This window comes from Paenibacillus monticola, from assembly GCF_009664975.1.
Taxonomy (GTDB): Bacteria; Bacillota; Bacilli; order Paenibacillales; family Paenibacillaceae; genus Paenibacillus_AQ; species Paenibacillus_AQ monticola.
On record NZ_WJXB01000001.1, the window covers coordinates 212,496 to 239,077 of the forward strand.

Genomic DNA, 26,582 nt, shown 5'->3' on the forward strand with positions numbered 1-26,582 from the left:
GGAACGCTTGAAGGATGGGCAACTGCATCTTTTTTTTTGCTTATTTATGAAAATGAAAAGTAACACTATGGAAAAATATGAAATGTTTTTGAAAAGGCTAGGGGGGCGTACATATGAATAAAAGTCCGGGAGTTAAGAACTCTGCTGGCAAGAGGTTCGGAGGAAAATTTACAAACGTGGTACAGAACAGCAGACAAAGTATTAGCTTCAAGATGGCCGCCAGCTATGCCGTATTGGCGCTCTTATTTTTGCTTTCCGGATTAACTTCAATTTACCAAATGAATGGCATGCAGAAGAATACGGATGATCTCGTCAGCCAGATGATCCCTGCCCTGGACAGAATCCACAATCTGAATTATTACACCGAGCATATCATGTCTATTAGTATGCAGCATATCCAAAGCTCCGATCAGGCGGAGAAAGAGAAGCTGGATGAGGAACGGAATCAGTATATCCGTAAGGTAGCAGATACCATGAAGAGCTATTCGCAAACACTGGGAATAGAAGCTCAGAAGCAGCAATTTCAATCTCTGAGCGCTAAATGGACTGAATTCTTGAACATTAACAATCAGGCAATCAAGCTGAGTACCTCGAATGATGATGAGCTGGCGCTGGAAGTATCCAATAAGGGGATATCCGCCTTTAATTCAATGCAGACCGACCTGGTGGCGCTGGTTAAGAAGAGTCAGGATGAGGCTGCGGCCAAGGGCGAAATGTCAGTTCGCATTTTCCATACTTCTCTTACACTGATCATTATAATAATTGCACTGGTTCTACTAGTTATTGGAGTGATCAATAGTTTCATTCGCCGTAATTTGATCTCTCCCCTCAAAAGAGTAACCGGGCATTTACAGCGAATTGCCGGAGGTGATTTGACCGCTGAGGATACTTTTATCGCTAATCAGGATGAGGTCGGATTGTTGGCCAAGACCGTGAACGAAATGAACAGAGCTCTGTTGGAAATTGTAAATCGTATCCGAAATGTCTCACAAATCATTGGTGATCAGAGTGAAACGTTGGTGGGTTCGATATCGGAAACGAAGGAAGGTGGCATTCAGATCGCTGCTACTATGGAAGAATTAGCAACCGCCGCTGGAAGTCAGGCCGAAGCGGCTGTAGATGCTTCCAAAGCCATAGAAGATCTGAATATGCTGATAGAAGCTTTTGCCAATAAAGGAAATGAGCTTACGCTTCATTCCCAGCAGGTACTGCTTAAGGGTGACCATGGCCAAGTATTAATGGAAAGCTCAGTGGCCAAGATGGGGCAAATTTCACAAGTAGTATCGAAATCGATGGAGAATGTACAAGAGCTGAATCGTAAGAATGAAGGGATATTCCGGTTGGTAGGTTCCATTCGCAGCATTTCCGAGCAAACCCATTTGCTGGCGATTAATGCCGCTATTGAAGCGGCGAGAGCCGGGGAGAGCGGTCGTGGCTTCGCAGTTGTAGCCACGGAGGTTCGCAAGCTGTCGGAGGATGTGCAGCGGACCGTTTCGGAGATTACCGGGATTACGCAAGGCATTCAGCAGGACTCGCAGGAAGTGGTTAGATCATTGCGTGAAGGGGTCAAGAAGACAGAGGAAGGCAGCCGTCAAATTGTTGAAACAGGGGAAGCTTTAGCCGAAATTAACCAATCGGTTCAGGGGATGGCAGCAACGATCGAAACGATGAGTAATGATCTCCAGCAGATGACGGGGTCCAGTGAATCCATGAATGAGTTCAGCCAGCACATCTCGGCGTTATCTCAGCAATCTGCAGCAGCAGTAGAGGAAACCGCCGCCTCTATCCAAGAGCAGGTTCACTCCACGAGTGAAGTGGCCGCAGCCATTGAGTATCTGAAGAAGTTATCTGGAGAGCTGAAGGAATCTGTAACACGCTTTCAAGTGTGAAGTAAAGGAATGGGGTATCCCAGTTAGCCGATTAATGGCTACTGGGACACCCCATTTTTCAAAATAGAAGAATTTAATACTGGCGGCTGTAATCAATCAAATTACGTGAGGGTGAACCTGTCTCTACATAAGATTTCATGTTGTGGATAAAAATATCGACAACCCGCTCAGCATAGCGGTCTGTAACCCCAGCGCAGTGGGGAGTGATGATAACCTGCTCCATGGCCCAGAGAGGATGATCCTGCGGTAGAGGCTCCGTCTCAAATACATCCAGCCCTGCTCCACGGAGATGTCCGCTGTGTAGAGCTGCAATCAGGTCTTCTGTATTGGTGGTATCGCCCCGGCCGATGTTAATATAATAAGACCCCTGCTTAAAGGCGGAGAAGATGCTGGCATTAAACAAATGTTGTGTCTCATCGGTAAGCGGGAGTGAGTTGATAATGAAGTCACCCTGACTAACGGCTTCCTGTATATGATCGGTGGTGAATACTTGGTCAAAATCAGCCACTGGATGGCCTGAACGGCTGACACCGATCGTCTTCATCCGAAAGGCTTTGGCAATTCGGGCTGTTTCACTGCCAATGGCTCCAGTGCCGGCTATAACGACTGTTTTGTCGGAGAGCTCACTTTCACTGCCGTCTGAGTGCCACAGGCGATTCTGTTGATTGCGAACGGCTATATGCAGGTTCCGTGTAAAGAGCAGCATGAAGCCAAAGATCACTGCCGAGATAGGCTCCGCATGAACTCCAGTAGCGTTGGTTAAGAGAATGCCCCGTTCTGCCAATCGTTCAAGCGGTAGCTTCTCAATTCCGGCAGACCAGGTCTGCAACCAGCGGAATGCTGAATCTGGGCGCAGCAGTGTATCGCTGATGCCTTTTGCCCAGCCGATGACAATTTCCGCCTCTCCAAGTTGCTGCAGATCAGGATTCTTGGAGTTTCCCTCTAGTAGTGTATAACCTGGGGCAACGGCTCTAATACTCTCTTGCTGCTCGAATGTTAGTGGATGAAAATAGATGATGGATTTAGTCAAGATGTTTCCCTCCCGTTATACTATTTAATGAATGTGGACAATGTATAAGTTTAAGAATAACAAATCTGCCCGGAAAGGTGAAATGGAGATGGAAATGAAGAAGTCTGCCAACCAAACTGAGCGTCTATTCATTGCGATTAGAATACCCGCCGAGATTCGTGAGGCTATGGGACGCATCAGTAACCGCTTGTCACAGCAATTGCGCTTTGCCAAATGGACATTTCCTGAGGATTATCATATTACGCTGCAATTTCTGGGTGACACCCCTGTGGAGGATATTCCTGCTCTAATCAAGGTGCTGAAGCAGGTGGCTGCGGAAAGTACGCCCTTCGAATTGGCGTTGCAGGAGTGGGGGACATTTGGTGTTCCGGCTGCTCCGCGGGTATTGTGGGCGGGTCTTTCCGGGAATATGGACGAGCTGAAACAGCTGCAGCAGAAAATAACTTTGGCTACGCTTCCCTTAGGATTTAAGGCCGAAGCGAGGGACTATAATCCCCATCTTACTCTGGCTCGAAAATATCGTGGCGATAATCCTTTTAGTGCTGACTGGCTTCAAGACTTGCATAGGCAGGAGGTTGAGGCGGAGCCTGGACTTACAGGCCATTACTGGACGATTGATAGTATTATGGTGTATGCTACCATGATGCATGCCATTCCTATGTATGAAATTATTGAAAACATATCATTTTTCTAAAAAAATCGACAGGAAAGTTTTCAAAGCTTCCATTTTCGGTTACATACAAATAGGAATGTGCCGTAAAATAGGAGGAATAAAATGTTAATTTTCAAACAAAACCGCTGCATTGCGCTGCTTGTTGGCGTGATCCTAGTGTGTTTCTCTGCTATAAGCTTGCTACATCCTGGACAAGTCACGGAGGGGAAGCTGCAAAAGGTACAAATGGCTAAGTTGCAGTCAGCCGGTCGGGCTTCCGTGCTTGCTCTTGTTCCACACGTAGCGTTATCTAGTGGGACGAAGATAAATAGTACCGTTCATTCTAGTCTTACTAACATAGCCACTCATCTTAGTCCCGCCTGGAAGCCGGACCAAAAAACGGAATGGGTCAGCCGCACCCAGCTTACGCAAGCAACTACTGCACAACCTGCAAGTGTTCACGTGAAGGCTGCTGTAATCACACCTTCGCTAGCAGCGCAGAAGGTGCTGAAACAGACAGCGATAGCAACAAAAGTGAAGCAGGCCGTTGTCAAAAAGGCCATAATCACACAGCAACACCCCCCCGCAATATTATTCTTCTCCCGGACGAAGCTATTAAGCCAGGACCAGCAAAGTCAGGCCACCTGGAAATACGCAGTATCCGAAGAAGACCTGCTTCTGCTGCAGAAGATTGTAATGGCAGAGGCGGAAGGCGAACCGTACCAGGGCAAGGTGGCAGTCGCCAACGTTGTTCTGAATAGGCTGCGGTCAGCCAATTTTCCCGACACGATATACAAAGTAATCTTTCAAAAAAGCCAGTTCAGTCCTGTAGCGAACGGACGCTTTGAACGGGTGAAGCCCAATGGGGATAGTATCAAGGCAGTGAATGCTGCACTCTCCGGAGTAAAAGAAGTCACTGACGACACTTATTTCTTTCTGTCGCTAAAGCTAGCCCAGGATCTTACAGTGAAGAATTCGCGGGAGTATGCCAAGACGATCGGGGATCATACTTTTTATAAATGATTTGACGAATCTGTTAACCTCAGCTATATATAGGGTAAACTAAACTATATGAATCAGGAGGGAACAGCAGTTATGAAAATCACCTATTACGGCCACTCAGCTCTGCTAGTGGAGACAGAGAGTGCCAAAGTTATTATTGATCCTTTCTTGTCAGGGAATCCGAATTCTGGTATTTCGCCTGAAGAGATTTCTGTAGATGCCGTTCTGCTTACTCATGCTCACTCCGACCATTTCGGAGATGCTCTAGAGATCGCCAAGCGTAACGATTGTCCAATATTTGCTGTCTATGAGCTTGCGGACTATTGCCAGGCTAAGGGTGCGAAGGTGAAGCATATGAATATAGGCGGCAGTCATACTTATGGCACCATTACCGTCAAATATACGCAAGCCTTTCATTCTTCTTCTATTCAAGAGGGCGAATTCTGGATTTACGGTGGACAGCCTGCGGGCATTCTGTTGACGATGGACGGCAAGACTTTATTTCACTCCGGTGATACGGCATTATTCGGGGATTTGCGTCTGATTGGAGAAAGGAATGCCATTGATATTGCAGCCTTGCCTATCGGCGATATGCTGACCATGGGACCTGATGATGCTTTGCTGGCTGCACGCTGGCTGCGGGCGGAGAAAGTTATTCCGTTGCACTATAATACGTTCCCGGCTATTGCCCAGGATGGTGCGGATTTCTGTGACCGGCTGAAGCAGGAGGGAATCGAAGGCTTCCCGCTTAAGGCGGGGGAGAGTATAGAAGTCTAATGTGAATAGGGGTGGGCAGGGATTTCTTGCTCCACGCGTAGAGACAATATCGTATAAATCCAGCATTAATGTAGCCGTTAATTTAGGTGGAACGCCTGAATGGTTGCAGTTCGACTCAGGCGGACTGTAGATCCGCTATTTTTCTTTCGAGGGGTGTGCGGAAGAGGAAGCGGACTCAGAAGACGCTATTGAAGCTAAAACAGGTTCTTTTGGAAAGAAATTTAATCAATAGCTTCCCTTGAGTCCGCCAAACTCCCAACTCGCCTGATTTCGAGCAAATAGGGGCTTTTCAGTCCGGACGTTTCTTCTTATCGAACGATGTATTGAATATGTCAAAGCGGCAGGATCACGCGTATTCAGCTACACGCTATACGAAACTGGCGTAGAGTAACGGACAAAATAATTGCGTAATAATTTGGGGACGAACCAAAGTGGAAGCATTTAACATGAATTAATGTTGCTAATGTAAGCTATGTACCGTAGTGGCACGAAATGCTGTTAAGCAAACCAGCCTCCTGAGTTTAGGCAAAGATCAAATGAGTAATGCAATTGTTCTGCTGTAACGGTTCGTCCTAAAATCTAAAGAACCTCAAATCCACATTTCAAGTGGATTTGAGGTTCTTTGTTTTATAATTCATTAAGATATGAAATTCGCTTAAGGTGTCAGATATACAGGTTCTTCATTTCGGGCTTGTGCCCGTGAACCTTGGGCTTCTCTAGCCCTATCTACCGTATTGCCTAGAATCTCCAGTACAGTTGTGGCGCAATTGCTCGGCTGATGGCGGTCCGGTGCAAGTCTGCGTCTGCGCTGCTCTTCCAAGGCTGCATATTCACGAAGCAGCAAGGAGAACCATTTGTTCACTACAGTTGAATCCAATACTTCTGCTAAGCCAAGTTCGACAAAGTATTGGCAATTCTTCTCTTCCTGGCCAGGAATGGCTTTATAGAAAAGCATGGGAATTCCCTTAGCCTGACCTTCCGTGCAGGTCATCCCACCAGGCTTGGTAATCAGCAGGTCGGAAGCATCCATCAGCTTATTGATTTCACTGCTGTACCCAAGAATTTTAACATTAGGATGCTGGAGCAGAGGGTTTGCCCGCATCTTGGCTACTAATTTGTCATTGCTGCCCATGCAGAATATGAGTTGGATCTCACCCATCCTCGCTGTGAGGGAGTTCATGATTTTTTTGCCGAACATTAACCCCCAGCCGCCGCCCATTATGAGCACTGTCGGGATATCGGAAAGACCCAGTTCTTTACGCAGCACAGTCTTGTTGGAACGTTCCCAGAACTTTGGATGTACCGGAATTCCGGTCACTGTTACAAGCTCAGGATCGATTCCCCGACCGGTCAGGATCGACTTGACCCGTGGAGTAGACACTAGATAGCCATTAACCTCCGAATTGACCCAGCTGCCGTGGGCATCATAATCAGTAATCAATGTATAGAGCGGCACGTTGAGCCCACGGCGCTTTAATCTGGAGATGACAGCCCCCGGAATAGGATGGGTGCAGATAATCAAATCCGGCTTTAGCTGCTCAATGACCTGTGAGGCATGTGTATAAAAAATCCGGTGAAGCGCCAGCTTGGTCAACCGGTTCAGTGATTTATCATATTGTGTTTTATACATCATGCCGACCAGCTTTGGCTGACTGCTGACCGTCTTTCGGTAAGCGGAAAGAATCCAAGGAGCTACAGTCGGGTTAAGGAACTTACCCAGTTCAATAACTCGGCACTGAACATCAGGGTTCAGCAGCTTGATTCCTTCGGCTAGAGCATAGGCTGCCCCTGTGTGGCCCGTACCGAAGCCTTCCGAAAACAGCAGTACTCTTTTCTTTCGCATAAGTTCACCTGCTACTTTCCTACTCGATAGAATTGCTAACTCTCTTCTTATTATACTAGGAAAAACACTTTACTTCTCACATTATACAAATTAGACGTAAATAGAAAGTTAAAACACTGCAAAAATTAAAAATATAAATATTTGCCCAGAGTCTTGCAAAGGCCATGACAAAGTGATAAAGTAATAAATGACCAAGTGACCGGATTAGTAAAATGGTCAAAAGCGCATGGCAACGATATTTTCTGGAGAAAGGAAGTGTATAGATGGCTGTGATAGATCGAAGGCAGCAAGTGCTGAAGGCCGCGACTAAATCTTTTTCATTATTCGGCTATAAAGCAACTACAATGGATCAGGTCGCTAAAATAGCGAATGTTGGCAAGGGCACTATTTACACCTTTTTTACAAATAAAGAGCAGTTGTTTGATGAGATCTTGCGCGATGTAACGTTAGAGATGAAGTCGATTGCCGAGCGGGAAATCAAACGTGATAAACCCTTCTTTGATAATCTGCACCGTGTGCTGGATGCTCTGCTGGATTTTCGAAGCGAACACGAGCTGTTCATTAAACTTTCCCAGGAGAATCGCGAAGTCGGAACGCCGCAGGCGCAAGAAGGACTAGACAAGATCGAGAACGTTGTTCTTGAGTATTTGGAAAGGGAGGTGGAATTCGCGATTCGTCAGGGAGAGATTAAGCCCTGTGATCCCAAAATCATATCAATGGTAATGTTCAGACTATATATTGTACTGACTGCTGTACTGAACAAGACGCACAAACCTTTAAGCAAAGAGGAAATCAAGACGTACTTTCATTTATTTTTGGCTGAAGGATTGGCGCTGTAAGTGTTAGGCACATGAACTGAATAATCGAGTGATTTCCAAACAGGATAGCGCTCGGGATTTTTTTATGCTCATGACTGACTAAATGGGGAAAGTGGTCAACTGGTATTACAGAAAGTTTCACGAAATAGCATTTCTTGAAGCAATTAAAGAGAGCATAAGGAGAGAACCAGAATGAAATCATTATCCGTGTTTACCAAGGACCTTGGTGCAGCGCTTAGAAATCCTAAAGTGCTTATTCCAATGTTCGTTGTCCTGTTCATTCCGGTGCTGTACAGCGGATTGTTCCTGAAAGCATTCTGGGATCCATACGGCAAAATGAGCGATTTGCCTGTCGCTGTCGTGAATGAAGATAAAGGCGCCGATTATGAAGGCCAAAAGCTAACTGCCGGAAATGACATGATTGCAGAGCTCAAAAAGACCGATGGCTTCCAGTGGAACTTTGTCACCCGCGCACAAGCGGATGCCGGACTTAAGGACAATAGCTATTATATGGCGATTGTGGTCCCAGAAGACTTCTCCGCCAAAGCGACGACACTTCTGGATGATGAGCCGCAGCAGGCCAAAATTATTTTTGAGCCGAATGAAGGCTATAACTTTCTGGCTGGCCAGATCGGTGGCACGGCTGTAAAGGATATTAAGACAAAGGTATCGGCTAAGGTAACAGAAGCTTATACAGAATCTGTATTTGATAAGATTACAGAAATCTCCACCGGGATTGGTGAAGCGGGAGATGGAGCAACCCAAATCGCCGCTGGCGCGGGAAAGCTGGATGACGGTGCCGTCAAGTTGCAGGAGAATCTGCTGTTGCTGACAGATGGAACTGGGAAGCTGCTGAATGGCGTAGCGCCACTGACTAAAGGCGTAACTGATCTGAATACCGGTGCAGCGGCACTGGAATCCGGCAGCAGCACATTAGCCGGCGGCTTGCAGCAATTATCCGCTGCGCATAAGCAGCTTCAGGATGGCGTTACGCAAAGCAGCGCGGGCAGTAAGCAATTAAGTGACGGCTTGCAGAAGACGGCAACTGGTGCTGCACAACTGCAGGCTGGAACACAGTCAGCAGTAGAAGGCACTACCAAGCTGCAAGCAGGAACTGCCTCTGTGGTTGATGGCAGTGCGAAGCTGCAAGCAGGCTTGACCTCCTCTGTGGACGGCAGTGCCAAGCTTGCAGCCGGTCTGAAAGCTTCGACCGATGGCAGCGTGAAGGTAAGCGCGGGCGCTAAAGCAGTAGCCGATGGGCTGCAGCAGCTGGCGAAATCCGATCCACAGCTGGCAGCTAGCCCAGCCGTACAAAAGCTGCTGGCTGCTAGCGCAGCAGTCGCCACAGGAACCGAACAGCTGCAGCAGAGTCAGCAGCAGTTAGCCGAGGGCGCAACTGCACTGCACAGCGGTCAGGAACAGCTGGTGCTTGGTGCAGATCAGCTGCACACAGGTGCGCAGCAGCTGGATGCGGGTGTAACCCAGCTGCACGAGGGTGCACAGCAGCTTAATGCAGGCAGCACACAGCTGCTGAATGGCCAGAAGCAGCTGTCTCAAGGTGCAACCACGCTTGCAGCCGGCGGCAATAAACTTGCTGCTGGAATGAAGCAGTTCGGCGCGAAACTTAGTGAAGCTGCCGCAGGCGGCACTCAGCTCGCCGCAGGCGGTAAAGCGCTCCAAGCCGGAACATCGACACTCCTGAGCGGCGTAGGCCAGCTGGGTAGCGGTATCAGCTCTGTAGCTGATGGCTCGAAGCAATTGTCTGATGGTGCAGGCGAGCTGAAGAAAGGTATGGATGAGCTGAAATCCGGTTCGAATGAATTAGCAAGTAAGCTCACTGATGCTGCTGCACAGACAAGTACAGTGAAGAAAACAGATGCAATGGTGCAAATGTTCGCTCAGCCTGTAGAAATTGAGACGCAAGTCGTCAACGAAGTGCCGAACTATGGCACGGGTTTTGCTCCATACTTCCTGTCTCTTGGGTTGTTCGTCGGTGCACTGATCTGCACACTGGTTATTCCTATGCGTGGATCTGAGGTTATCGGTGCAAGCCGCTTTAACCGCTTCATCAGTCGGACATTATCCTTCTCACTGATGAGTTTGATCCAGTCACTCTTAGCATCCATTGTCGTCTTGTACGGTCTTGGGCTGAATGTACAGAATGTACCCCTCTTCTACGCATTCACCTTCATTACGAGTCTCTCTTTCATGTGGGCGATTCAAGCGGTTGTTACCTGGCTTGATCAACCGGGACGTTTCGTTGTTATCGTAATTCTTATTTTCCAATTAACAACAAGCGCAGGTACGTTCCCACTGGAATTGATTCCTAACTGGATGAAGTTCTTCAATCCTCTGCTGCCAATGACGTATAGCGTTAAAGGTTTCAAGGCAGTGATCTCTACGGGTGATTACAGTGCGATGTGGGGAGATGCGGGTACACTTGCTATTTATGGCATAGTATTCCTGGCACTTACACTGGCTTACTTCATGACCCGAGATCTGGAAAATGAAGTTGAAGTGACAAGTGAACAAGTGTTGACTGTATAATTCGATAATTAAAAAAGTTGAAAATATAACAAAAGAGCGCCCCCAGTGGGGTGCTCTTTTGTTGTAAGCTAATAAATGAACGTTTCTGTAGTGTGACAATCCGAGTGAATATTGATTAAAACGGTTACATTGCATAAGGACTTATTCGGTTTTTGTGTATAATTATGCACTGAGAAGATTTTTTACGCTTTTATTCACTAAAGCTGTACCGCAAAAGCATTTGTTAATCAATCTCATAAAAAAGTTTAAATTGCGCTCATGTCAGGTCGATGATAAAATAATATAACCAATCTGCCTTGAATATTTATTAAGATTTAATGTGAAATTTTTCTTGAGATAACTTCCACTTTATAATAGAAAGGTTGCGTGAGATGAGACACACTGAACTGCCCAGCAAACAGGGCCTTTACGATCCTCAGTTCGAAAAAGATGCTTGCGGAATGGGGTTTGTTGCCCATATTAAAGGCAAACCGTCCCATGATATTGTAACTAACGCTTTAACTATGCTCTTTAATATGGAGCATCGGGGAGGCCAAGGAAGCGAACCTAACTCTGGTGACGGAGCTGGCATCATGCTGCAAATTCCGCACCGTTTCTTTGCCGGTGAAGCCAAGAAGCTTGGTTTTGAATTACCGGAGCAAGGCCATTATGGCGTGGGCATGATCTTTTTGTCACATAATGCAGAGATTCGCGCTCGCCATGAAGCTCTTCTGAGCGATATCATCGCTGAAGAGGGTCAGGAAGTACTCGGTTACCGTGACGTGCCTACCCATGATGAAATGCTGGGCAAAACGGCGAAAGCCGCCAAGCCTTATGTACGTCAGGTATTTATCGCTCGTTCGGCTGCGATTACGGATGACATGGCTTTTGAACGTAAGCTGTATGTTATCCGTAGACGCGCTGAGCTTGCTATCCGCTATGGCAATGTAGAAGAAAGTGAATCCTTCTACGTGCCAAGCTTATCTTGTCGCAAGATCGTATACAAAGGTATGTTGACTACTGTGCAGGTAGGGCAATTCTATCTGGACCTGCAAAGTGAAGAGCTGGAATCGGCTATTGCGCTGGTTCACTCCCGGTTCAGCACCAATACGTTCCCAAGCTGGGAACGGGCGCATCCTTATCGCTTTATGATTCATAATGGCGAGATTAATACACTGCGCGGTAATGTGAACTGGATGCATGCCCGGCAGTCCCTGTTCAAGAGTGAAGTCTTCGGAGAATCCTTAAATCAGATCAAACCGGTGATTAACCCGGATGGCTCGGATACTGCGATGTTTGACAATACCTTTGAATTCCTGTACCTTAGCGGACGCTCCCTGCCACAGGTTGCCATGATGATGGTCCCTGAACCTTGGAGCAACCATGATAGTATGGATGAGAAGAAGAAGGCTTTCTATGAATATCACAGCACCTTAATGGAGCCATGGGATGGACCAGCGGCGATGGGCTTTACCGACGGCGTGCAGATTGGCGCTATTCTCGACCGTAACGGTCTACGTCCCGCACGTTATTATGTAACCAAAGACGACATGATTATTTTGTCCTCCGAGGCAGGGGTACTAGATATTCCCGCGGAGAACATCCTATACAAAGACCGCCTGAAGCCAGGACGTATGTTGCTTATTGATACGAAGGAAGGCCGCATTATTTCCGATGAAGAGGTTAAAGCGGCTATTGCTTCCGAGCAGCCGTACCGTGAATGGCTGGATGAGCATTTGATCAGTCTGGACGATCTTCCGGATGCACCAGAGCTGCCTAATCCAAAGCACGACAATGTGCAGCAGTTGCAGCAGGCTTTTGGCTATACATTCGAAGATTTACGCAAGGTGCTTGAGCCCATGGCATCAACGGGTGCAGAATCCGTAGTCTCTATGGGTTATGATTCTCCGCTGGCTGTGCTGTCGGATCGGCCGCAGCGGCTCTACAATTATTTCAAACAAATGTTTGCCCAGGTAACCAATCCACCAATCGATGCGATCCGTGAAGAGCTGGTTACGTCTACAACTACAACTATCGGACCTGAGCGCAACCTGCTGAAACCGGAACCGGAAAGCTGTCGCCAGATTACACTGGATACGCCAATTCTGTCCAATGAGGATTTTGCCAAGATCCGTCATGTCCGCCGAGCAGGCTTCAAATCGATGTCGATTCCAATTTTGTTCCCGGCTGAGCTTGGGGGAGAAGGCATGCGTCTCGCACTTGAACGCATGAACGAGGCCGCTGACCGCGTTATGGCCAAGGGACATAACATTCTTATTCTGTCGGATCGCGGTGTAGACCGTGAGAATGCGGCGATTCCAGCATTGCTTGCCGTGTCCAGCCTGCATCACCATCTGATCCTGCAAGGAACACGGACTAAAGTGAGTATCTTGCTGGAATCCGGCGAACCACGTGAGGTTCATCATTATGCGCTTCTGCTAGGCTATGGCGTGAGTGCTGTAAATCCGTATCTGGCTTTCGAAAGTCTGGATGATATGATCGGCCAAGGCCTGCTGCGTGGAATCTCGCATGAGAAGGCTGTGAAGAATTATATTAAAGCGGCGACTAAGACCGTTGTGAAAATACTGTCCAAAATGGGTATATCTACGATTCAGTCGTATCGTGGTGCGCAGATATTTGAAGCGGTGGGCTTGAACTCTGAATTCGTGAACCAGTATTTTACCTGGACGCCTTCCCGCATTGGCGGAATTGGTCTCGAGGAAGTGGCTATTGAGGCCCTTACGCACCATAACCGTGCTTTCACCGAGAAGGACGGCAATGATAAGGTGCTTGATTCCGGCGGCGAATATCAATGGCGCAGCGATGGGGAGGAACATTTGTTCAACCCGCAGACGATTCATATGCTCCAGCAATCGGTACGCAGTGGCGATTACGAGTTATACAAGAAATACGCTACGCTGGTTCAGGGAGAAAACGAGAAGTTTCAGACCCTTCGTTCCCTGCTGCAGTTCAATTCACCTTATGAGTCCATTCCACTGGATGAGGTAGAATCAGCCGCCTCTATTATGAAACGCTTTAAGACAGGGGCAATGTCCTTCGGTTCGATCAGTAAGGAAGCGCATGAGACACTGGCGATCGCGATGAACAGAATCGGCGGCAAGAGCAACACAGGTGAGGGCGGTGAAGATCCGGCGCGTTTCATTCCGGACAGCAACGGCGATTCCCGCCGCAGTGCCATTAAACAAGTAGCATCGGGACGTTTCGGAGTCACTTCGAACTATCTCGTTAACGCGGATGAAATCCAGATCAAGATGGCACAAGGGGCCAAACCGGGAGAAGGCGGGCAGCTTCCAGGACGTAAGGTATATCCTTGGGTTGCTGAGGTTCGTGGCTCTACGGCAGGTGTGGGTCTAATCTCACCGCCACCACATCATGATATTTATTCCATTGAGGATTTGGCGGAGCTGATCTATGATCTGAAGAATGCCAATCCACGTGCCGCTATTAACGTTAAACTTGTCTCTGAGGTTGGTGTGGGCACGATTGCGGCCGGTGTGGCCAAAGGGCGTGCTGATATTATCCTGATCAGCGGTTATGACGGCGGAACAGGCGCATCGCCAATGAACTCTATCCGTCATGCAGGTCTTCCATGGGAGCTGGGTCTGGCTGAAACTCATCAGACTTTGATGCTGAACAATCTGCGTGACCGGGTTGTATTGGAAACAGATGGTAAAATGTTGAGCGGCCGCGATCTGGCGGTAGCCGTATTGTTGGGCGCCGAAGAGTATGGCTTCGCCACAGCACCACTCGTATCCGTTGGATGTATTATGATGCGTGTATGCCATATGGATACTTGTCCGGTTGGTGTAGCTACTCAGAATCCAGAGCTTCGCAAGAACTTTACCGGAGATCCACAGCATGTGGTTAACTTTATGACCTTCATCGCCGAGGATTTGCGGGAAATTATGGCCAGTCTTGGCTTCCGTACCATTCAAGAAATGGTAGGTCGTACGGATTGTCTGGATGCTGTGCAGGCATCGCATCACTGGAAGAAAAAAGGTGTGGATCTTAGCAGCTTGCTGCACACTCCAAAATTAGCAGAAGGAAGCACTCGTTACCGTAGTCAATCTCAGAACCATGGTCTAGAAGAGACGTTAGACGTCTCCACACTGCTGAAGTTGGCAGAACCTGCCTTGGAGAACGGAACGCTTGTAGAGGCTTCTCTGACGATTAGAAACGTTAACCGTGCGGTTGGGACCATTCTGGGCAGTGAGCTTACACGTAAATACGGCGCAGCAGGTTTGCCTGACGATACGATTCGTCTGAACTTCACCGGTTCTGCGGGGCAAAGTCTAGGTGCATTCATGCCAAAGGGAATTACGATTACGGTTGAAGGCGACTCCAATGACTATGTAGGCAAAGGTCTGTCTGGTGGTAAGATCATCATCAAACCATCACCTTTAGCCACTTTCGCTGCTGAAGATAATATTATTATTGGGAATACAGCGCTTTACGGAGCAACAGGCGGTGAAGCTTATATCAGCGGTATCGCCGGCGAACGATTTGGTGTTCGTAACTCTGGGGCAAATGTTGTTGTAGAAGGCGTGGGCGACCACGGCTGCGAATACATGACTGGCGGACGCGTGGTAGTGCTTGGCGAGACGGGCCGCAACTTTGCGGCGGGCATGTCGGGTGGTATTGCTTACGTGTACGACCCTGACAATACTTTTGTTAGCCGTTGTAACCTGGAAATGGTATTGCTGGAGCGGGTAGAAGAACCTGAGGAAATTGCAGAGCTGCAGGCCCTGATTGTCCGTCATACGGAGCTTACGGGCAGTGCGCTTGGTTCGCGGGTACTTGAACAGTGGGCAGATAACCTGCCGAAGTTCGCTCGTGTAATTCCGAAGGATTATAAACGCATGATGCAGCAGATCCGTAAGGTAGAAGAAAGCGGGCTGACTGGTGAGGCCGCTTTGATGGCCGCTTTTGAAGCGAACATGCGCGAACTTGCACGTGTAGGTGGCTAGAGTACGGCTATTGAAATAAAGTTATTTAGACAATCAGTAAGGGTGAACTGAATCACTGGCATCACTAACAGAGGGGCTTGACGTGCTTCCGCTTGCGGAAGGGGTCAGGTCCCTTTTTCTATGCTTGCGTAGTTCTCTGAGAACAATAAAAAATATAAATACAATATACAGTTGAAATGTATAGTTTAACTGTATATAATATGACTATATAGTTCAACTGTATATAAAGGTGGGAGCGTAGTGAATAGAAATTCTTTGTTACCTTTAACAGAGACAACGTATTACATAATGTTGGTGTTACAAGAACCTGCGCATGGCTATCTAATTATGCAAAAGGTAGAAGAAATGAGTCTGGGAGACGTACGGATTGCCGCTGGGACGTTATATGGTGCAATTGAAAATTTACTGAAGCTCCAATTAATTGAACGAATGGAAGATGGTGATAATCGGAGAAAGGTCTACGTATTAACTGAAAAAGGACGTGAAATATTAGGGCAGGATGCCAAACGAATGAATCATATGACAAGCCTTTTAAAGGGGAGTGATGATAATGAGGAAATTTAAGCTATTCGTTAATTTTAAGAAAGAAGAAGAATGGTTAAATGTGTGGCTTCAGAAGGGCTATGAGTTAATAAAGGTAAACAGAATGGGAATTTATACTTTTAAGACAACCGAACAACGAAATCAAGTCATTAAAATTGACTTTCAAGTATTGAAAACCAAAGATCACTTAGAGAATTACGAAGCTCTGTATGAAGAATTCGGCTGGAGGCATATTGCTGGAAACAAAGGATATTCTCATCATTATTTAATCAAAGAGAAGGATGGTCAGAATGTACTTTTTTCCGACAATCCTTCTGAAGCTGCTCTTTACAAACGTCTGGCGACTTATTACGGGACTGCGGCGATTATACCGTTTGTATTTCTTTTTAATCATAATGCAGTGACATATTATTTTAATCCGAAAGCAGCTTATTTAACCCAGGGACTATGGCAAATGGAGAATTCGGATTTCTGGTCCGCATTCCTATTTGAAACTCCGTTTGCATTCATGAGAATTAGTTCGGTTTGGAGTTTTTTCATAATTACATTGATATTTTTATATAACTTTTTTAAATATCAGACTACTGCTAAGAAAATCAAAAACAAATTGTAGCTGCTATCAACTTCCAATTTTCAAGAAAAAGGGTATATGTGGTAAACTAGGATGTAGATGAAAGGAAGTGAGACTATGCCCAACACGGCAGAAAAAGTGGAACCTGTAGCCCGCCTGCAGGGAGTGAGTAAGAAAATGGGCTCTAAGACGCTCATTAGCGATCTAACGCTGGATATACCAGCAGGTCAAATCTTTGGTTTCCTTGGACCGAATGGAGCAGGGAAGACAACTACGATCCGGATGATGGTGGGGTTGATCTCCATTAGCAGCGGTGACATTTTGATCTGTGGCCGCAGTATTAAAGATCATTTTGAAGAGGCGGTTGCCAACATTGGCGCCATTGTAGAAAATCCTGAAATGTACAAGTTCCTGAGTGGATATCAGAATCTGCGCCAATATGCGCGTATGGTATCAGGAGTGAGCAAACAACGGATTGATGAGGTTGTAGAGTTGGTAGGTCTTGGAGCTAGGATTCATGACAAGGTGAAGACCTATTCCTTGGGCATGCGCCAACGGCTTGGCGTAGCTCAGGCACTGCTGCATCGGCCGAAGCTGTTGATTCTGGATGAGCCGACAAACGGGCTCGATCCGCAAGGTATCCGTGAGCTTCGTGACTATTTGCGCCGTCTTTGCCAGGAGGAAGGAACAACCGTTTTCGTATCCAGTCACTTGCTGTCCGAGATGGAGCTGATGTGCGATAGTGTAGCCATCATTCAGAATGGACGGCTGGTAGACGTGAAACAGCTGAAGACGGTTGGGGATGTCATTATGCCGATCGGTGAAACCTTGTTTGAGGTGGATGCGCCGGAAGCAGCGTTGGCGCTGATGGGTCACGGAGTCTTAAAGAACGGAGGCATTGTCCTCGCAGCAACACGGGAAGAAATTGCCGAACTGAATGCAAAGCTGGTGACAGGCGGAATTAAAGTGTATAGCATCAAGACACTTGCCCGCTCGCTGGAAGATCAATTCTTGGAGATCACAGGAGGTGAAGGTATTGGGTAATTTCGCAGCTCTCATACATAATGAGAATATCAAAATATATAGTCGTGTCCGCACATGGATTATGCTGATTATTCTGGCAGTCATGAGTGCGCTGATTCCGGTGCTAGTCTATTTCACAGGCAATGGGGATGCTGATTCCGGAGGTATGGGGGTTTGGGATAATTTCCAGGTGAGTATAGCGATTGCGTTTTTCCTGAACACGATCTTTACGGTTGTTATAGCCTCGGACTCCGTAGCGGGCGAATTTTCCTGGGGGACAATCAAGCTGCTGTTGATTCGCCCGTGGAGCCGCTCCAAGATTTTGCTCTCTAAATACATTGCATTGGTATTATTCAGTCTGCTCAGTACGGGTGTACTGATTGCCTTCGGTTTGGGAGCATCGCTCATTTTCTCGTCAGGTTCCAGTGAGGGAGTGGCGGGTATGAATTCAAGCTGGAGTCCGGCACAATATTCTTTCCTGGTTATCCTCTGTCAATATATTCAGCTGTTCCTGACTGCCGGGATTGCGTTCATGGTGTCCAGTGTATTCCGTGCTAGTGGTCTGGCTATTGGGCTGTCGCTGTTTATAATATTTGCGAGCGGCATCTTCAGCCTTCTCTTTAATCCGGATCGGTTTGAATGGGCGCGATATTTAATCTTCAATCACATGGATCTGTCGGTTTATATAAACTCCGACACCGGAGCGGGTGGATCTACACTTGGTTTCTCAATCGCGGTGCTGGCCGTCTATTACGCCTTATTCATGTTGGTTTCCTGGATCGTATTCCGCAAAAGAGATGTTGCCGCTTAACTGACCTCCAGAGTGCCTTGTGTTTTGGAAGGGCGTTTAGCAGCTGTCTTGTCCATATGAATATGATTCTCCGGCTCGCCCGCTACCTCAGGGGTGGGCTGTTCTTTCATGGCCACAGCTCCATTAAGCAGACTGCCCTCCATAATGCTAAGTGTTCCCGCCAGGATATTGCCATAGAGCTGCCCGGTGTCTGTCATAATCAGCCTGTGTTCTGCACTCACGTTACCGAATACCTTGCCGGCAATGACTATCTCCTTTGCGCTAATACTGGAACGGACTATTCCTTGTTCCCCTACCGTAACTGTACCGCTACAATGAATTTCACCGCTAAATGTACCCTCTATCCGCAGATTGGTATCGCAATGTACCTTGCCCTCCAGTGTTCCTCCGTGTCCAATCAGGGAGTCTGTAGCTTTGATTGAAGTGCGCTGCTGTCTCTTCCACATGGTTAATCCTCCATTCTATTCTTGAATTTAAAGGCATTCACGGTTTGACATATGTTAAGGGGTTCACCGGCTTGTTCTGCTTCACTACTTGAAAATGAAGATGAGGTCCTGTGCTGCGCCCGGTATTTCCCAATAAACCGATCTTTTGCCCTTTGGCCACCTTGTCTCCGACAGAGACAACCATACCGTTCAAATGCATGTACCATGTCTCAAGACCGTTCGGATGTTTAATAATAATATATTTGCCGCGGGCTCCCATTTGTTCTGCCGCCGTAATCTCGCCATCCATGGCTGCGTACACAGGATCTCCTATATTTCCAGCGATATCGATACCGGCATGGTAGGCTGATACGCCCTTAAAGGGATCGGAGCGGTAACCAAAATTCGAGGAGATCACCTTGGATTGGGTGGGCCAGAATACAGCCGGCTTCAATTTGGCTTTTTCCGCTAATGCCTTTTTGGCCTGGAGATTCGCCTGTACGGTATTGGCTTTCTTTGCCTCAGTAATCGTGTTGGAGATACTGTCAACCATCTCATCAAGCAGGCTGCTGATTTCGGCAAAATCATCCTTAGTTTGATCTACTAGCTCAAAGGGATCGTTCAGATGGACAGCAACATATTCGCCGCCTACCTGAGGGGTAACTGTACTGCCTAGTGCAGCATTGATCGCTCCTAGACGGAAGCTGACTGCGCTCAGAGATGAGAATGGAGAGGCAGGCGAAATCCCAAATGTAGCCCCAGAGGGTGCTGATGAGGTCGTCTCGTTGGATAATCCCGTTGTACCAGAGGTTGCGCCAGAGGTAGAAGCCTTACCTTTGTTAATCAGTGATTGCAGCTGTTCTTCCAGCTCACTCACACCTTTAAGCTTGCCTTTGATATTCTCAGCCTCCTCAGAGAGCTCGGTCACTTGGCTGCGTAGCTGCAGCAGTGTCTGATCCTTGTCGGCGACCTTCATTTCCATACGAAGATTGGTGAGTGTAAGCGCAGCAGCCTCTGCTTCCAGCTGAGAGATCGATTGTGAGGCATGATAGTGCATGGAGGTGACCAGACTAGAGATGGACAGTACAGCCGCGGCCGGCAGGGCTAAAGCCAGCGGTCTAGATAGCTGAAGTTGTCTGACTGGACGCCCTGCATCCTGGACGACGAGCAGCGTAATCCGGTTATGATCTGGCTGACTCTTCATGGCTACTCCTTCCTGCGGCTTCTGTCAGCCGCTTTGTAAGCTTAAGACCAATGTCATTTCTTCCATTACGCTCATCCGAATTGTCCTACTACTCTATGTATTCCATGTCTTTCGTGAACATGACAACGGTTTGTTTGAATAAAGAAAGAGAGTTACGGCAAAACCTGTACTAGTAGAGGGGTGACAAGTATGAAGATACTCGCGATAATTCTTGGTTTTTATCTTATTCAAATTGCTGCAATTGTGCTGCTGGAGTTCCGCCGTCCGCAAAGGGCAATGGCCTGGGTGTTTATTACCCTCTGTTGTGCTCCGCTGGGGCTAGCTTTCTATTACTTCCTGGGTCGTGATTACCATCAAAGCCGCAGAATTAACCGAAGATGCATCTCACTGTTTCGTGAAATTCGCAATCATGTCTCCGGAAAAAGCTTTGCTGTGAGAAGTACAGCAGAGTGCGGGAATTCACAGTTTGAGCACAACGAGGAATTGTTGATCCTGCTCTCCAGGCTGTCAGAAAGCCCAATTACAGGCCACAACAAAAGCCGTCTACTGGCAAGTGCACGGGAAGCCTATGATTCCATGCTGGAAGCGATGGAGGGCGCTCGGGAGCATATCCATATGGAATTTTATATTTTTCGCGATGATGAGATTGGCGAGCAGTTTCAGGAGCTTCTGATCCGTAAGGCGCGTCAGGGTGTTAAGGTGCGTCTGCTATGCGATGGTCTGGGCAGTCACAAGCTGAGCAGTAGATTCATACGGACTTTAAGAAAGGCCGGAGTTGAGTTTCATTTTTTCCTGCCTCCGCTGACCTCATTGCTGGACCGTCGCTTTAATTATCGCAATCACCGTAAAATTCTGGTTGTAGATGGACTCGTTGGCTTTACTGGTGGAATGAATGTGGGTGATGATTATCTGGGGAAGAATCCCGCAATGGGCTTCTGGCGTGATACACATCTACGTCTTGAAGGAGATTCTGTCTATTATATTCAGTATATCTTCTTGAAGGATTGGCGACTGGTTACCAATGACGGAATGAGCCACCCCCGCCTGTTTCCGAAACATTCCTGTGAGGAGATGGAGGCAGTGCAGATTGTCGGGAGCGGACCCGATGGAGATATGGATGCTTCCCAGGAGATGTATTTTGCAGCGATGTGCTCGGCTAAACAGCGAATCTGGATTACCTCTCCCTATTTTATACCCGATCCGGCAATTTCCCGTGCGCTAAAGAGTGCTGTCCTTCGTGGAGTAGACGTAAGGATTATAATACCAGCCAAGCCTGATAACAGGCTTGTTTATTATGCCACTTTATCCTATCTGGAGAATTTGCAGGATGCAGGAGTGAAATTCTATCGCTATACCAAAGGTTTCATGCATGCCAAAGTTATGGTTGTGGATGAGCTGTTAGCCTCGGTAGGGAGTGCGAATCTGGACATGCGCAGCTTCTATTCAAACTTTGAGCTATCTGCGGTGCTGCTGAGCCCAGAGGTAATATCCGCACTGTCTTTCGGCTTTGAACAAGATCTAAAGCATAGTGAGTACATAGATCCACTTCAATTTAGGAACAGGGGGAATTTTGTCAAGTGTGTTGAGGGCTTATGTCAGCTGTTATCACCGCTATTATGACGGGAAAAGTGATGAAATAGCATCTTATCGAAGGTTATTTACCTCTACATTCATTTTTAGGGTCCATTTATGATATAATAGATTGTATAAAATGAAATTTACAAAAGTATGGTTCATATTTATACTAGTAGGTTTCTAAAAAAACACTGTTACTCTAGGGGGAGTTCTATGACTGTAAGCCAAGAAGTCTTTGCGAATGGGGATCATCAGAAGCCGCAAAAGTCCGGTGCTTTCAAAACGGCAAAGCTAGCGCAGCGAATTATCATGATCGTATTAGGGGCATCCATGATGTCCGTAGCGCTTGAGATATTCCTCGTTCCCAATCAACTGATTGATGGTGGAATTACCGGTATTTCTATTATGCTGTCTCACATCTTCAACATTCCTCTCGGTATTTTGTTAACATTGCTTAACCTTCCGTTCCTCGTTATTGGTTATAAGCAAATCGGTAAGACCTTTGCCTTATCCACATTATTTGCTGTAATCCTTATGTCCATTGGTACTCAACTGCTGCATCCTGTAATGCCAATTACTGTTGAACCGTTGCTTGCTGCTGTGTTTGGTGGTGTAATACTTGGTGTAGGCGTAGGGTTAGTTGTAAGATACGGTGGATCACTGGATGGGACGGAAATCGTAGCTATTCTAGTATCCAAAAAGCTTCCGTTCTCTGTCGGTGAAGTTGTGATGTTCTTTAACCTGTTTATTCTTTCAGGAGCAGGTTTCGTGTTTGGCTGGAATAATGCCATGTTCTCACTTATTGCGTATTACATTGCTTTTAAGATGATTGACGTTACGCTTGAAGGTCTCGATCAATCGAAGTCGGTATGGATTATCAGCGATAAATTCCGGGATATCGGAGAAGCGCTGACAGAGCGTCTTGGACGCGGTGTTACTTATCTGGAAGGAGAAGGCGGATTCTCCGGTGATAACAAGAAAGTAATTTTTGTAGTCATCACGCGTTTGGAAGAGGCAAAACTCAAATCTATAGTTGAGGATTGGGATTCTGATGCATTCGTCGCGATTGGTAATATTCATGATGTTAAAGGTGGACGTTTCAAGAAAAAGGCCATTCATTAGCGAAGTTATTTCTGAGCTTTTATAAAAGAAGGTATATATTTACGAACGATAGAGCAATAAATACGGTGAAGGGATCTTGTTGTGCCGTATTCTCACATATAATACCTTCTGTCCATTAAGTTGGTTGCCTGATAAGCCCGTAGCATGTTTCTAATGCTGCGGGCTTATTGAATGTATTGATCCCTGCCCCTGGCTGCTTCAAGACAGCTGCGAGATAATATCCTCCACCCGCTGCGCAGGTACTTTTTGAATAAGATCACCTTTGCTGCTAAGACGTTCTTCGATGTTCAGCAAATGGAAATCAGTCGGTGATACATTCTGTTCAACCTCCATCCACAGCAAAGGCGTGGATACCGTCGCAAGCGGTCTTGCGCGAGGGGTATAGGGAGCGGCTAAAGTCTTACCGCCATAGTGCTGCAGATAATCAAAATAGATTTTGTCGCCACGATTTTTCTTCAAGCGCTCTAGAGTAAATAGTTCAGGATGTTTCTCGGTCACGAAGCGGCCGACAAAATGACCTATTCGGCGCAAGCCGTCAAAGGTAACTCCCGGATGAATGGGTACAATAATCTGGACTCCGGTCGCACCGGAGGTCTTGGGGACGGAGTTCAGTCCAAGTGATCTCAATACGTCACCAACAATGGCGGTGGCCTCCATGATGCGCGGTTCGACTTCGCGGGAGGGGTCCAGATCAATCATCCATTCACAGGGCAGTTCACTTCCTGCATAATGCAGCGAAGGATGAAACTCCAAGGCAGCGAGATTGCCCAGCCAGAGTAACTCGGGTAAACCTTGGAGCATAATATAGGTAATATTGTCTTGCGTTGCCGTCTTTACAAACGGAGGGAGCGGCTCCGGGGCATTTTTCTGATAGAAGGACATTCCAGGCACGCCATGAGGATAGCGGATAACCGTGAGCAGTCGGTTCTGACAATAGCGCAGGAGGTATGGCGAGAGCGCAGCGAGCTTTTGCAAATAGATTTCTTTCGTTATGCCCATTTCCGGCCATAAGAGCTTGTCCGGGTTCGTAATGGCGATCGCTTGTCCATTCACGGTAATGGAGCCTTTAATGGCCGCTGGCATAATGCACTCCTCCTGTCTGTGGTGTTCATTGCGGAATTGCTGTGATGCGTTGCTCTAAACGGCAATCCCGGGCAGGGATATCGACCATTGCTTGAATGACAGGCTGGCGGAGGGTTCCTGATTGGTTCCATTCCAGAAAATGAATCTTGAAAACCAACTGGGGTTTGATCCAGTAAGCGCCTTTGCTCCGCTGTGGAATAGCGGCAAAAGGCATCTGTTCGCAAGCCAGGCTGATTGCTTGTACGGTCAGGCTCCGCCAATCCTCCACGGTCAGACGGCCAGCACCGGCATGCCCGATATAATGCAGCTTGCCAGCATTATCATATAAGCCCAGCAGTAGGGCATTTACCATACCGTCACGAAAAGTAACACCTCCGGCTACCGCCGTAATATCGGAAATGATCTTACGTTTCTGCCAACGTTTGTCTTTACCACCTGGTGCATAAGTACTCATGATATCCTTGCATACTATTCCTTCTAGACCTTTACTTTGTACAGCAGCAAAAAGCTCGGTAGGATCGGAATAGCTAGGAACAAGATGAACATGGGGATGCGGCAACAGCATCTCGCTTAGACGCTGCTGCCGCAGGGATAAAGATTGATCTAGCAGCCATAGGCCATTGCAATACAGGATATCAAATACCATATAGACAACAGGAACCTGATGCTTAGTGGCCTGAATGGCCGCCTCATTCTTCAAGCTGTCCCGTCGCATCACCTCATGAAATGAGGGTTTGCCGTTAAGAAGTGCAATCACTTCGCCATCGAGAATGATCGAATCGGCTTTGCTGTAGGCGCGAGCATCATTAAGCTCGGGGTATTGTCCTGTCCGGCGATTTCCGCGCCGATTGACCAGTTCCGTCCCGCTGCCGTCATAAAAGGACAGCATACGCACACCATCCCATTTGATCTGGGCGATCCACTGATTGCCCACCGGCAACTGACTAGCCAAAATAGGCTCAAAGGGGGTAACTGGCGAAAGCTTCATTAAGTGGACCTCCTAGGACACCGTTTCTTTGTTTTTGGCACTGCGACGTTTCGGTTTGGGAGCAATAACCGGGATCGGACCAGTGGCATTGTTAAGCTTTGCCTCCGCGGTTGGCTCCACAACAGGGTTCGCAACGGATGGAGCAGTGCTTTTCGCATCGGAAGATGCTGCAGTTACTGCTGCTTTGGCTTTAGCCGGTTTCTTTTTGTTCGTGGCTGTTTGTGGCTTGGTGCTTGTCTTGCCGGATATTGAGGGTCCGGGCTCTGATGGGATATGCTGAACCGCCTCAATACTGGCCTGAAGGGCAGCCATCAAGTCGATCACATTATTCTCCTGCCGCGTTGGCGCAATATGGAACTCCTCACCTGCAACCTTATGTGAGATCAGATCAAGCATCCGCTGGCGGTAGTCATCGGTATATTTAGCCGCGTCAAAAGGAGTGGATAATTGGGAAATGAGCATTTTGGCCATCTGAAGCTCTTTATCATTCACTACTCCTGCTTCAGGGAGGTTAGGAACCTGTGAAGCGGGTCGAACTTCGTCCGGATAATAGATCGTTTCGATCGCCAGACAATTCTCCAGCACGCGGATAGCCGCGAGGCTGCTTTTGGAACGAATCGAAATTTTGGCGATGCCAATTTTGCCGGTCTGCCGCATGGCCTCCATCAAGAGACGGTAGGCATTCGCTCCTGCCTGGTCGGGAGCCAAGTAATATGTTTTTTGAAAATAAATGGGGTCGATCTCCGTTAAATCTACAAAATCAAGAATCGAAATACTCTTGCTGCTCTCTTCCGTAAGCTGGTCCAGCTCGGCTTTGTCGAATAACACAAACTTGCCCTTCTCATACTCATAGCCCTTGCCGATTTCTTCCCAAGCCACTTCCTTGTCACAGACTGGACACTTACGCACATAGGACAGCGGACTCCCACATTCCTTATGAATGTATCGCAACGAAATATCTTTATCCTCCGTAGCGGAGAACATTTTGACCGGAACATGTACGAGCCCGAAGCTGATAGCCCCTTTCCAAACGGTATGCATGAGATCTCCTCCAGATTATAAGAATGGCTACTATGGCTTAGTATGAGGTGGAGAACGTTTTTCTAGCCTGATGCATTTTTTGAGAAGCATGGGAAAAAATAAACTTGGGCGTATAAGCTAAGTACCCATACTAATTGGGCAAGCAACGGAGGGATAACATGGAACAACGGTTGAACATTTGGAGCGATGTGTTGAAGGAACAGAATATTCCTGCTGAAGTTGTAGATTGGGAGAGCATCATAGCTGTCCCGGAGGACGAAGTAGATGCCGATTCAGAAAAACTAGATGCGGAAGATACCATAGGGGAGCCGCCATATATGGAGGAGGTGCAGGAATGAATATACAGCGGGCACAGGATATTTATGCATCCAAAGAGATGATATCTGTTCATTTGGACGGGAAACCGGTCTGGATTGAGCATGTGGATGTGGACAATGGAATGGCAACGGTACAGTTGGGCTCCAGCCCGACTAATACGCATACAGTTGGCGTAGAACGGCTGGAGGAGCAGGGGCACTAATAGGAAATGTGTATTGACGTTGATCCTACTCAAAAATAACAAGGGTTGGCACAAGTAGCCATTTCATGGCTTTTGGGTCAGCCCTAGTTTGCTATACGGCACCTACTTGTGAAACAAAGGTTGACGGTGTCAGATATAAACCCATACCATT

Annotated in this window: 22 protein-coding genes; 15 read left to right on the forward strand and 7 right to left on the reverse strand. The window is 47.4% G+C overall.

Features of this window, described 5'->3' with window-relative positions; genetic code table 11:
* Nucleotides 1–113 precede the first annotated feature (113 nt).
* Nucleotides 114–1,889 (forward strand): methyl-accepting chemotaxis protein, encoded by a 1,776-nt coding sequence (locus GJB61_RS00950; RefSeq protein ID WP_154116247.1) that lies wholly within the window; start codon nt 114–116, stop codon nt 1,887–1,889.
* A gap of 73 nt (nt 1,890–1,962) precedes the next feature.
* Here GJB61_RS00950 and GJB61_RS00955 read toward each other — a convergent pair whose 3' ends face one another.
* Nucleotides 1,963–2,919: a D-2-hydroxyacid dehydrogenase gene (locus tag GJB61_RS00955; protein ID WP_154116249.1), complete on the reverse strand. Its 957-nt coding sequence runs from the start codon at nt 2,917–2,919 to the stop codon at nt 1,963–1,965.
* An 88-nt stretch (nt 2,920–3,007) separates the two neighbouring features.
* On the opposite strand from GJB61_RS00955, the gene thpR reads away from it, so the two are divergent.
* The 3 genes from thpR to GJB61_RS00970 all read left to right on the forward strand — a co-directional run bounded on the left by thpR (nt 3,008) and on the right by GJB61_RS00970 (nt 5,350).
* Nucleotides 3,008–3,613, forward strand: a complete 606-nt coding sequence (gene thpR / locus GJB61_RS00960) for an RNA 2',3'-cyclic phosphodiesterase (RefSeq protein ID WP_229521394.1) — start codon at nt 3,008–3,010, stop codon at nt 3,611–3,613.
* 81 nt (nt 3,614–3,694) lie between these two features.
* Nucleotides 3,695–4,594 (forward strand): cell wall hydrolase, encoded by a 900-nt coding sequence (locus GJB61_RS00965; RefSeq protein WP_154116253.1) that lies wholly within the window; start codon nt 3,695–3,697, stop codon nt 4,592–4,594.
* 72 nt (nt 4,595–4,666) lie between these two features.
* The gene (locus GJB61_RS00970) at nt 4,667–5,350 is read left to right on the forward strand and encodes a metal-dependent hydrolase (RefSeq protein ID WP_154116255.1); all 684 of its coding nucleotides are present in this window, start codon (nt 4,667–4,669) and stop codon (nt 5,348–5,350) included.
* Nucleotides 5,351–6,005: 655 nt separating this feature from the next.
* Here the strand turns inward: GJB61_RS00970 and GJB61_RS00975 are convergent.
* On the reverse strand, nt 6,006–7,193 hold the full coding sequence (locus GJB61_RS00975; RefSeq protein WP_154116257.1) for an MGDG synthase family glycosyltransferase: 1,188 nt from the start codon (nt 7,191–7,193) through the stop codon (nt 6,006–6,008).
* A gap of 263 nt (nt 7,194–7,456) precedes the next feature.
* Between GJB61_RS00975 and GJB61_RS00980 the strand changes: the two genes are divergently transcribed.
* From GJB61_RS00980 to GJB61_RS01010, 7 genes are all read left to right on the forward strand, one after another.
* A complete protein-coding gene (locus GJB61_RS00980; RefSeq protein ID WP_154116259.1) occupies nt 7,457–8,032 on the forward strand; it encodes a TetR/AcrR family transcriptional regulator in 576 nt (191 codons plus the stop codon).
* Nucleotides 8,033–8,203: 171 nt separating this feature from the next.
* Entirely contained in the window at nt 8,204–10,558 is a 2,355-nt protein-coding gene (locus GJB61_RS00985; protein WP_154116261.1) for a YhgE/Pip family protein, read from the forward strand.
* Nucleotides 10,559–10,929: 371 nt separating this feature from the next.
* Nucleotides 10,930–15,525, forward strand: a complete 4,596-nt coding sequence (gltB, locus tag GJB61_RS00990; RefSeq protein ID WP_154116263.1) for a glutamate synthase large subunit — start codon at nt 10,930–10,932, stop codon at nt 15,523–15,525.
* 240 nt (nt 15,526–15,765) lie between these two features.
* On the forward strand, nt 15,766–16,089 hold the full coding sequence (locus tag GJB61_RS00995; protein ID WP_338115631.1) for a PadR family transcriptional regulator: 324 nt from the start codon (nt 15,766–15,768) through the stop codon (nt 16,087–16,089).
* On the forward strand, nt 16,076–16,681 hold the full coding sequence (locus tag GJB61_RS01000) for a DUF2812 domain-containing protein (protein WP_195724185.1): 606 nt from the start codon (nt 16,076–16,078) through the stop codon (nt 16,679–16,681). The genes GJB61_RS00995 and GJB61_RS01000 overlap by 14 nt, the downstream gene beginning before the upstream one ends.
* A gap of 57 nt (nt 16,682–16,738) precedes the next feature.
* The gene (locus tag GJB61_RS01005) at nt 16,739–17,683 is read left to right on the forward strand and encodes an ABC transporter ATP-binding protein (protein WP_154116267.1); all 945 of its coding nucleotides are present in this window, start codon (nt 16,739–16,741) and stop codon (nt 17,681–17,683) included.
* Nucleotides 17,676–18,473, forward strand: coding sequence for an ABC transporter permease (locus GJB61_RS01010; protein ID WP_154116269.1), 798 nt, complete (start codon nt 17,676–17,678; stop codon nt 18,471–18,473). The genes GJB61_RS01005 and GJB61_RS01010 overlap by 8 nt, the downstream gene beginning before the upstream one ends.
* On the opposite strand, the gene GJB61_RS01015 is transcribed toward GJB61_RS01010, so the two are convergent.
* On the reverse strand, nt 18,470–18,919 hold the full coding sequence (locus GJB61_RS01015; protein WP_154116271.1) for a bactofilin family protein: 450 nt from the start codon (nt 18,917–18,919) through the stop codon (nt 18,470–18,472). The genes GJB61_RS01010 and GJB61_RS01015 overlap by 4 nt on opposite strands.
* Nucleotides 18,920–18,956: 37 nt before the next feature.
* Entirely contained in the window at nt 18,957–20,102 is a 1,146-nt protein-coding gene (locus GJB61_RS01020; protein WP_154116273.1) for a M23 family metallopeptidase, read from the reverse strand.
* 189 nt (nt 20,103–20,291) lie between these two features.
* Here GJB61_RS01020 and cls point away from each other — a divergent pair, with 189 nt between their 5' ends.
* Nucleotides 20,292–21,722 (forward strand): cardiolipin synthase, encoded by a 1,431-nt coding sequence (gene cls / locus GJB61_RS01025; protein WP_154116275.1) that lies wholly within the window; start codon nt 20,292–20,294, stop codon nt 21,720–21,722.
* Between the two features lie 168 nt (nt 21,723–21,890).
* Nucleotides 21,891–22,799: a YitT family protein gene (locus GJB61_RS01030; RefSeq protein WP_154116277.1), complete on the forward strand. Its 909-nt coding sequence runs from the start codon at nt 21,891–21,893 to the stop codon at nt 22,797–22,799.
* Between the two features lie 198 nt (nt 22,800–22,997).
* Here GJB61_RS01030 and ligD read toward each other — a convergent pair whose 3' ends face one another.
* From ligD to ku, 3 genes are read right to left on the reverse strand one after another with little or no spacing between them, the layout of a single operon-like run.
* Complete coding sequence (gene ligD, locus GJB61_RS01035; RefSeq protein WP_154116279.1) at nt 22,998–23,882, reverse strand: non-homologous end-joining DNA ligase; 885 nt, start codon at nt 23,880–23,882, stop codon at nt 22,998–23,000.
* A gap of 25 nt (nt 23,883–23,907) precedes the next feature.
* A complete protein-coding gene (locus GJB61_RS01040; RefSeq protein WP_154116281.1) occupies nt 23,908–24,870 on the reverse strand; it encodes an ATP-dependent DNA ligase in 963 nt (320 codons plus the stop codon).
* Between the two features lie 12 nt (nt 24,871–24,882).
* On the reverse strand, nt 24,883–25,911 hold the full coding sequence (gene ku, locus GJB61_RS01045) for a non-homologous end joining protein Ku (protein ID WP_154116283.1): 1,029 nt from the start codon (nt 25,909–25,911) through the stop codon (nt 24,883–24,885).
* 158 nt (nt 25,912–26,069) lie between these two features.
* Between ku and GJB61_RS01050 the strand changes: the two genes are divergently transcribed.
* Together GJB61_RS01050 and GJB61_RS01055 are read left to right on the forward strand one after the other, a co-directional pair.
* Entirely contained in the window at nt 26,070–26,249 is a 180-nt protein-coding gene (locus GJB61_RS01050; protein ID WP_154116285.1) for a hypothetical protein, read from the forward strand.
* Nucleotides 26,246–26,431 carry an H-type small acid-soluble spore protein gene (locus GJB61_RS01055; RefSeq protein WP_154116287.1) on the forward strand — a complete coding sequence of 62 codons (186 nt, stop codon included), beginning with the start codon at nt 26,246–26,248 and terminating at the stop codon, nt 26,429–26,431. The genes GJB61_RS01050 and GJB61_RS01055 overlap by 4 nt, the downstream gene beginning before the upstream one ends.
* Nucleotides 26,432–26,582: the final 151 nt, after the last annotated feature.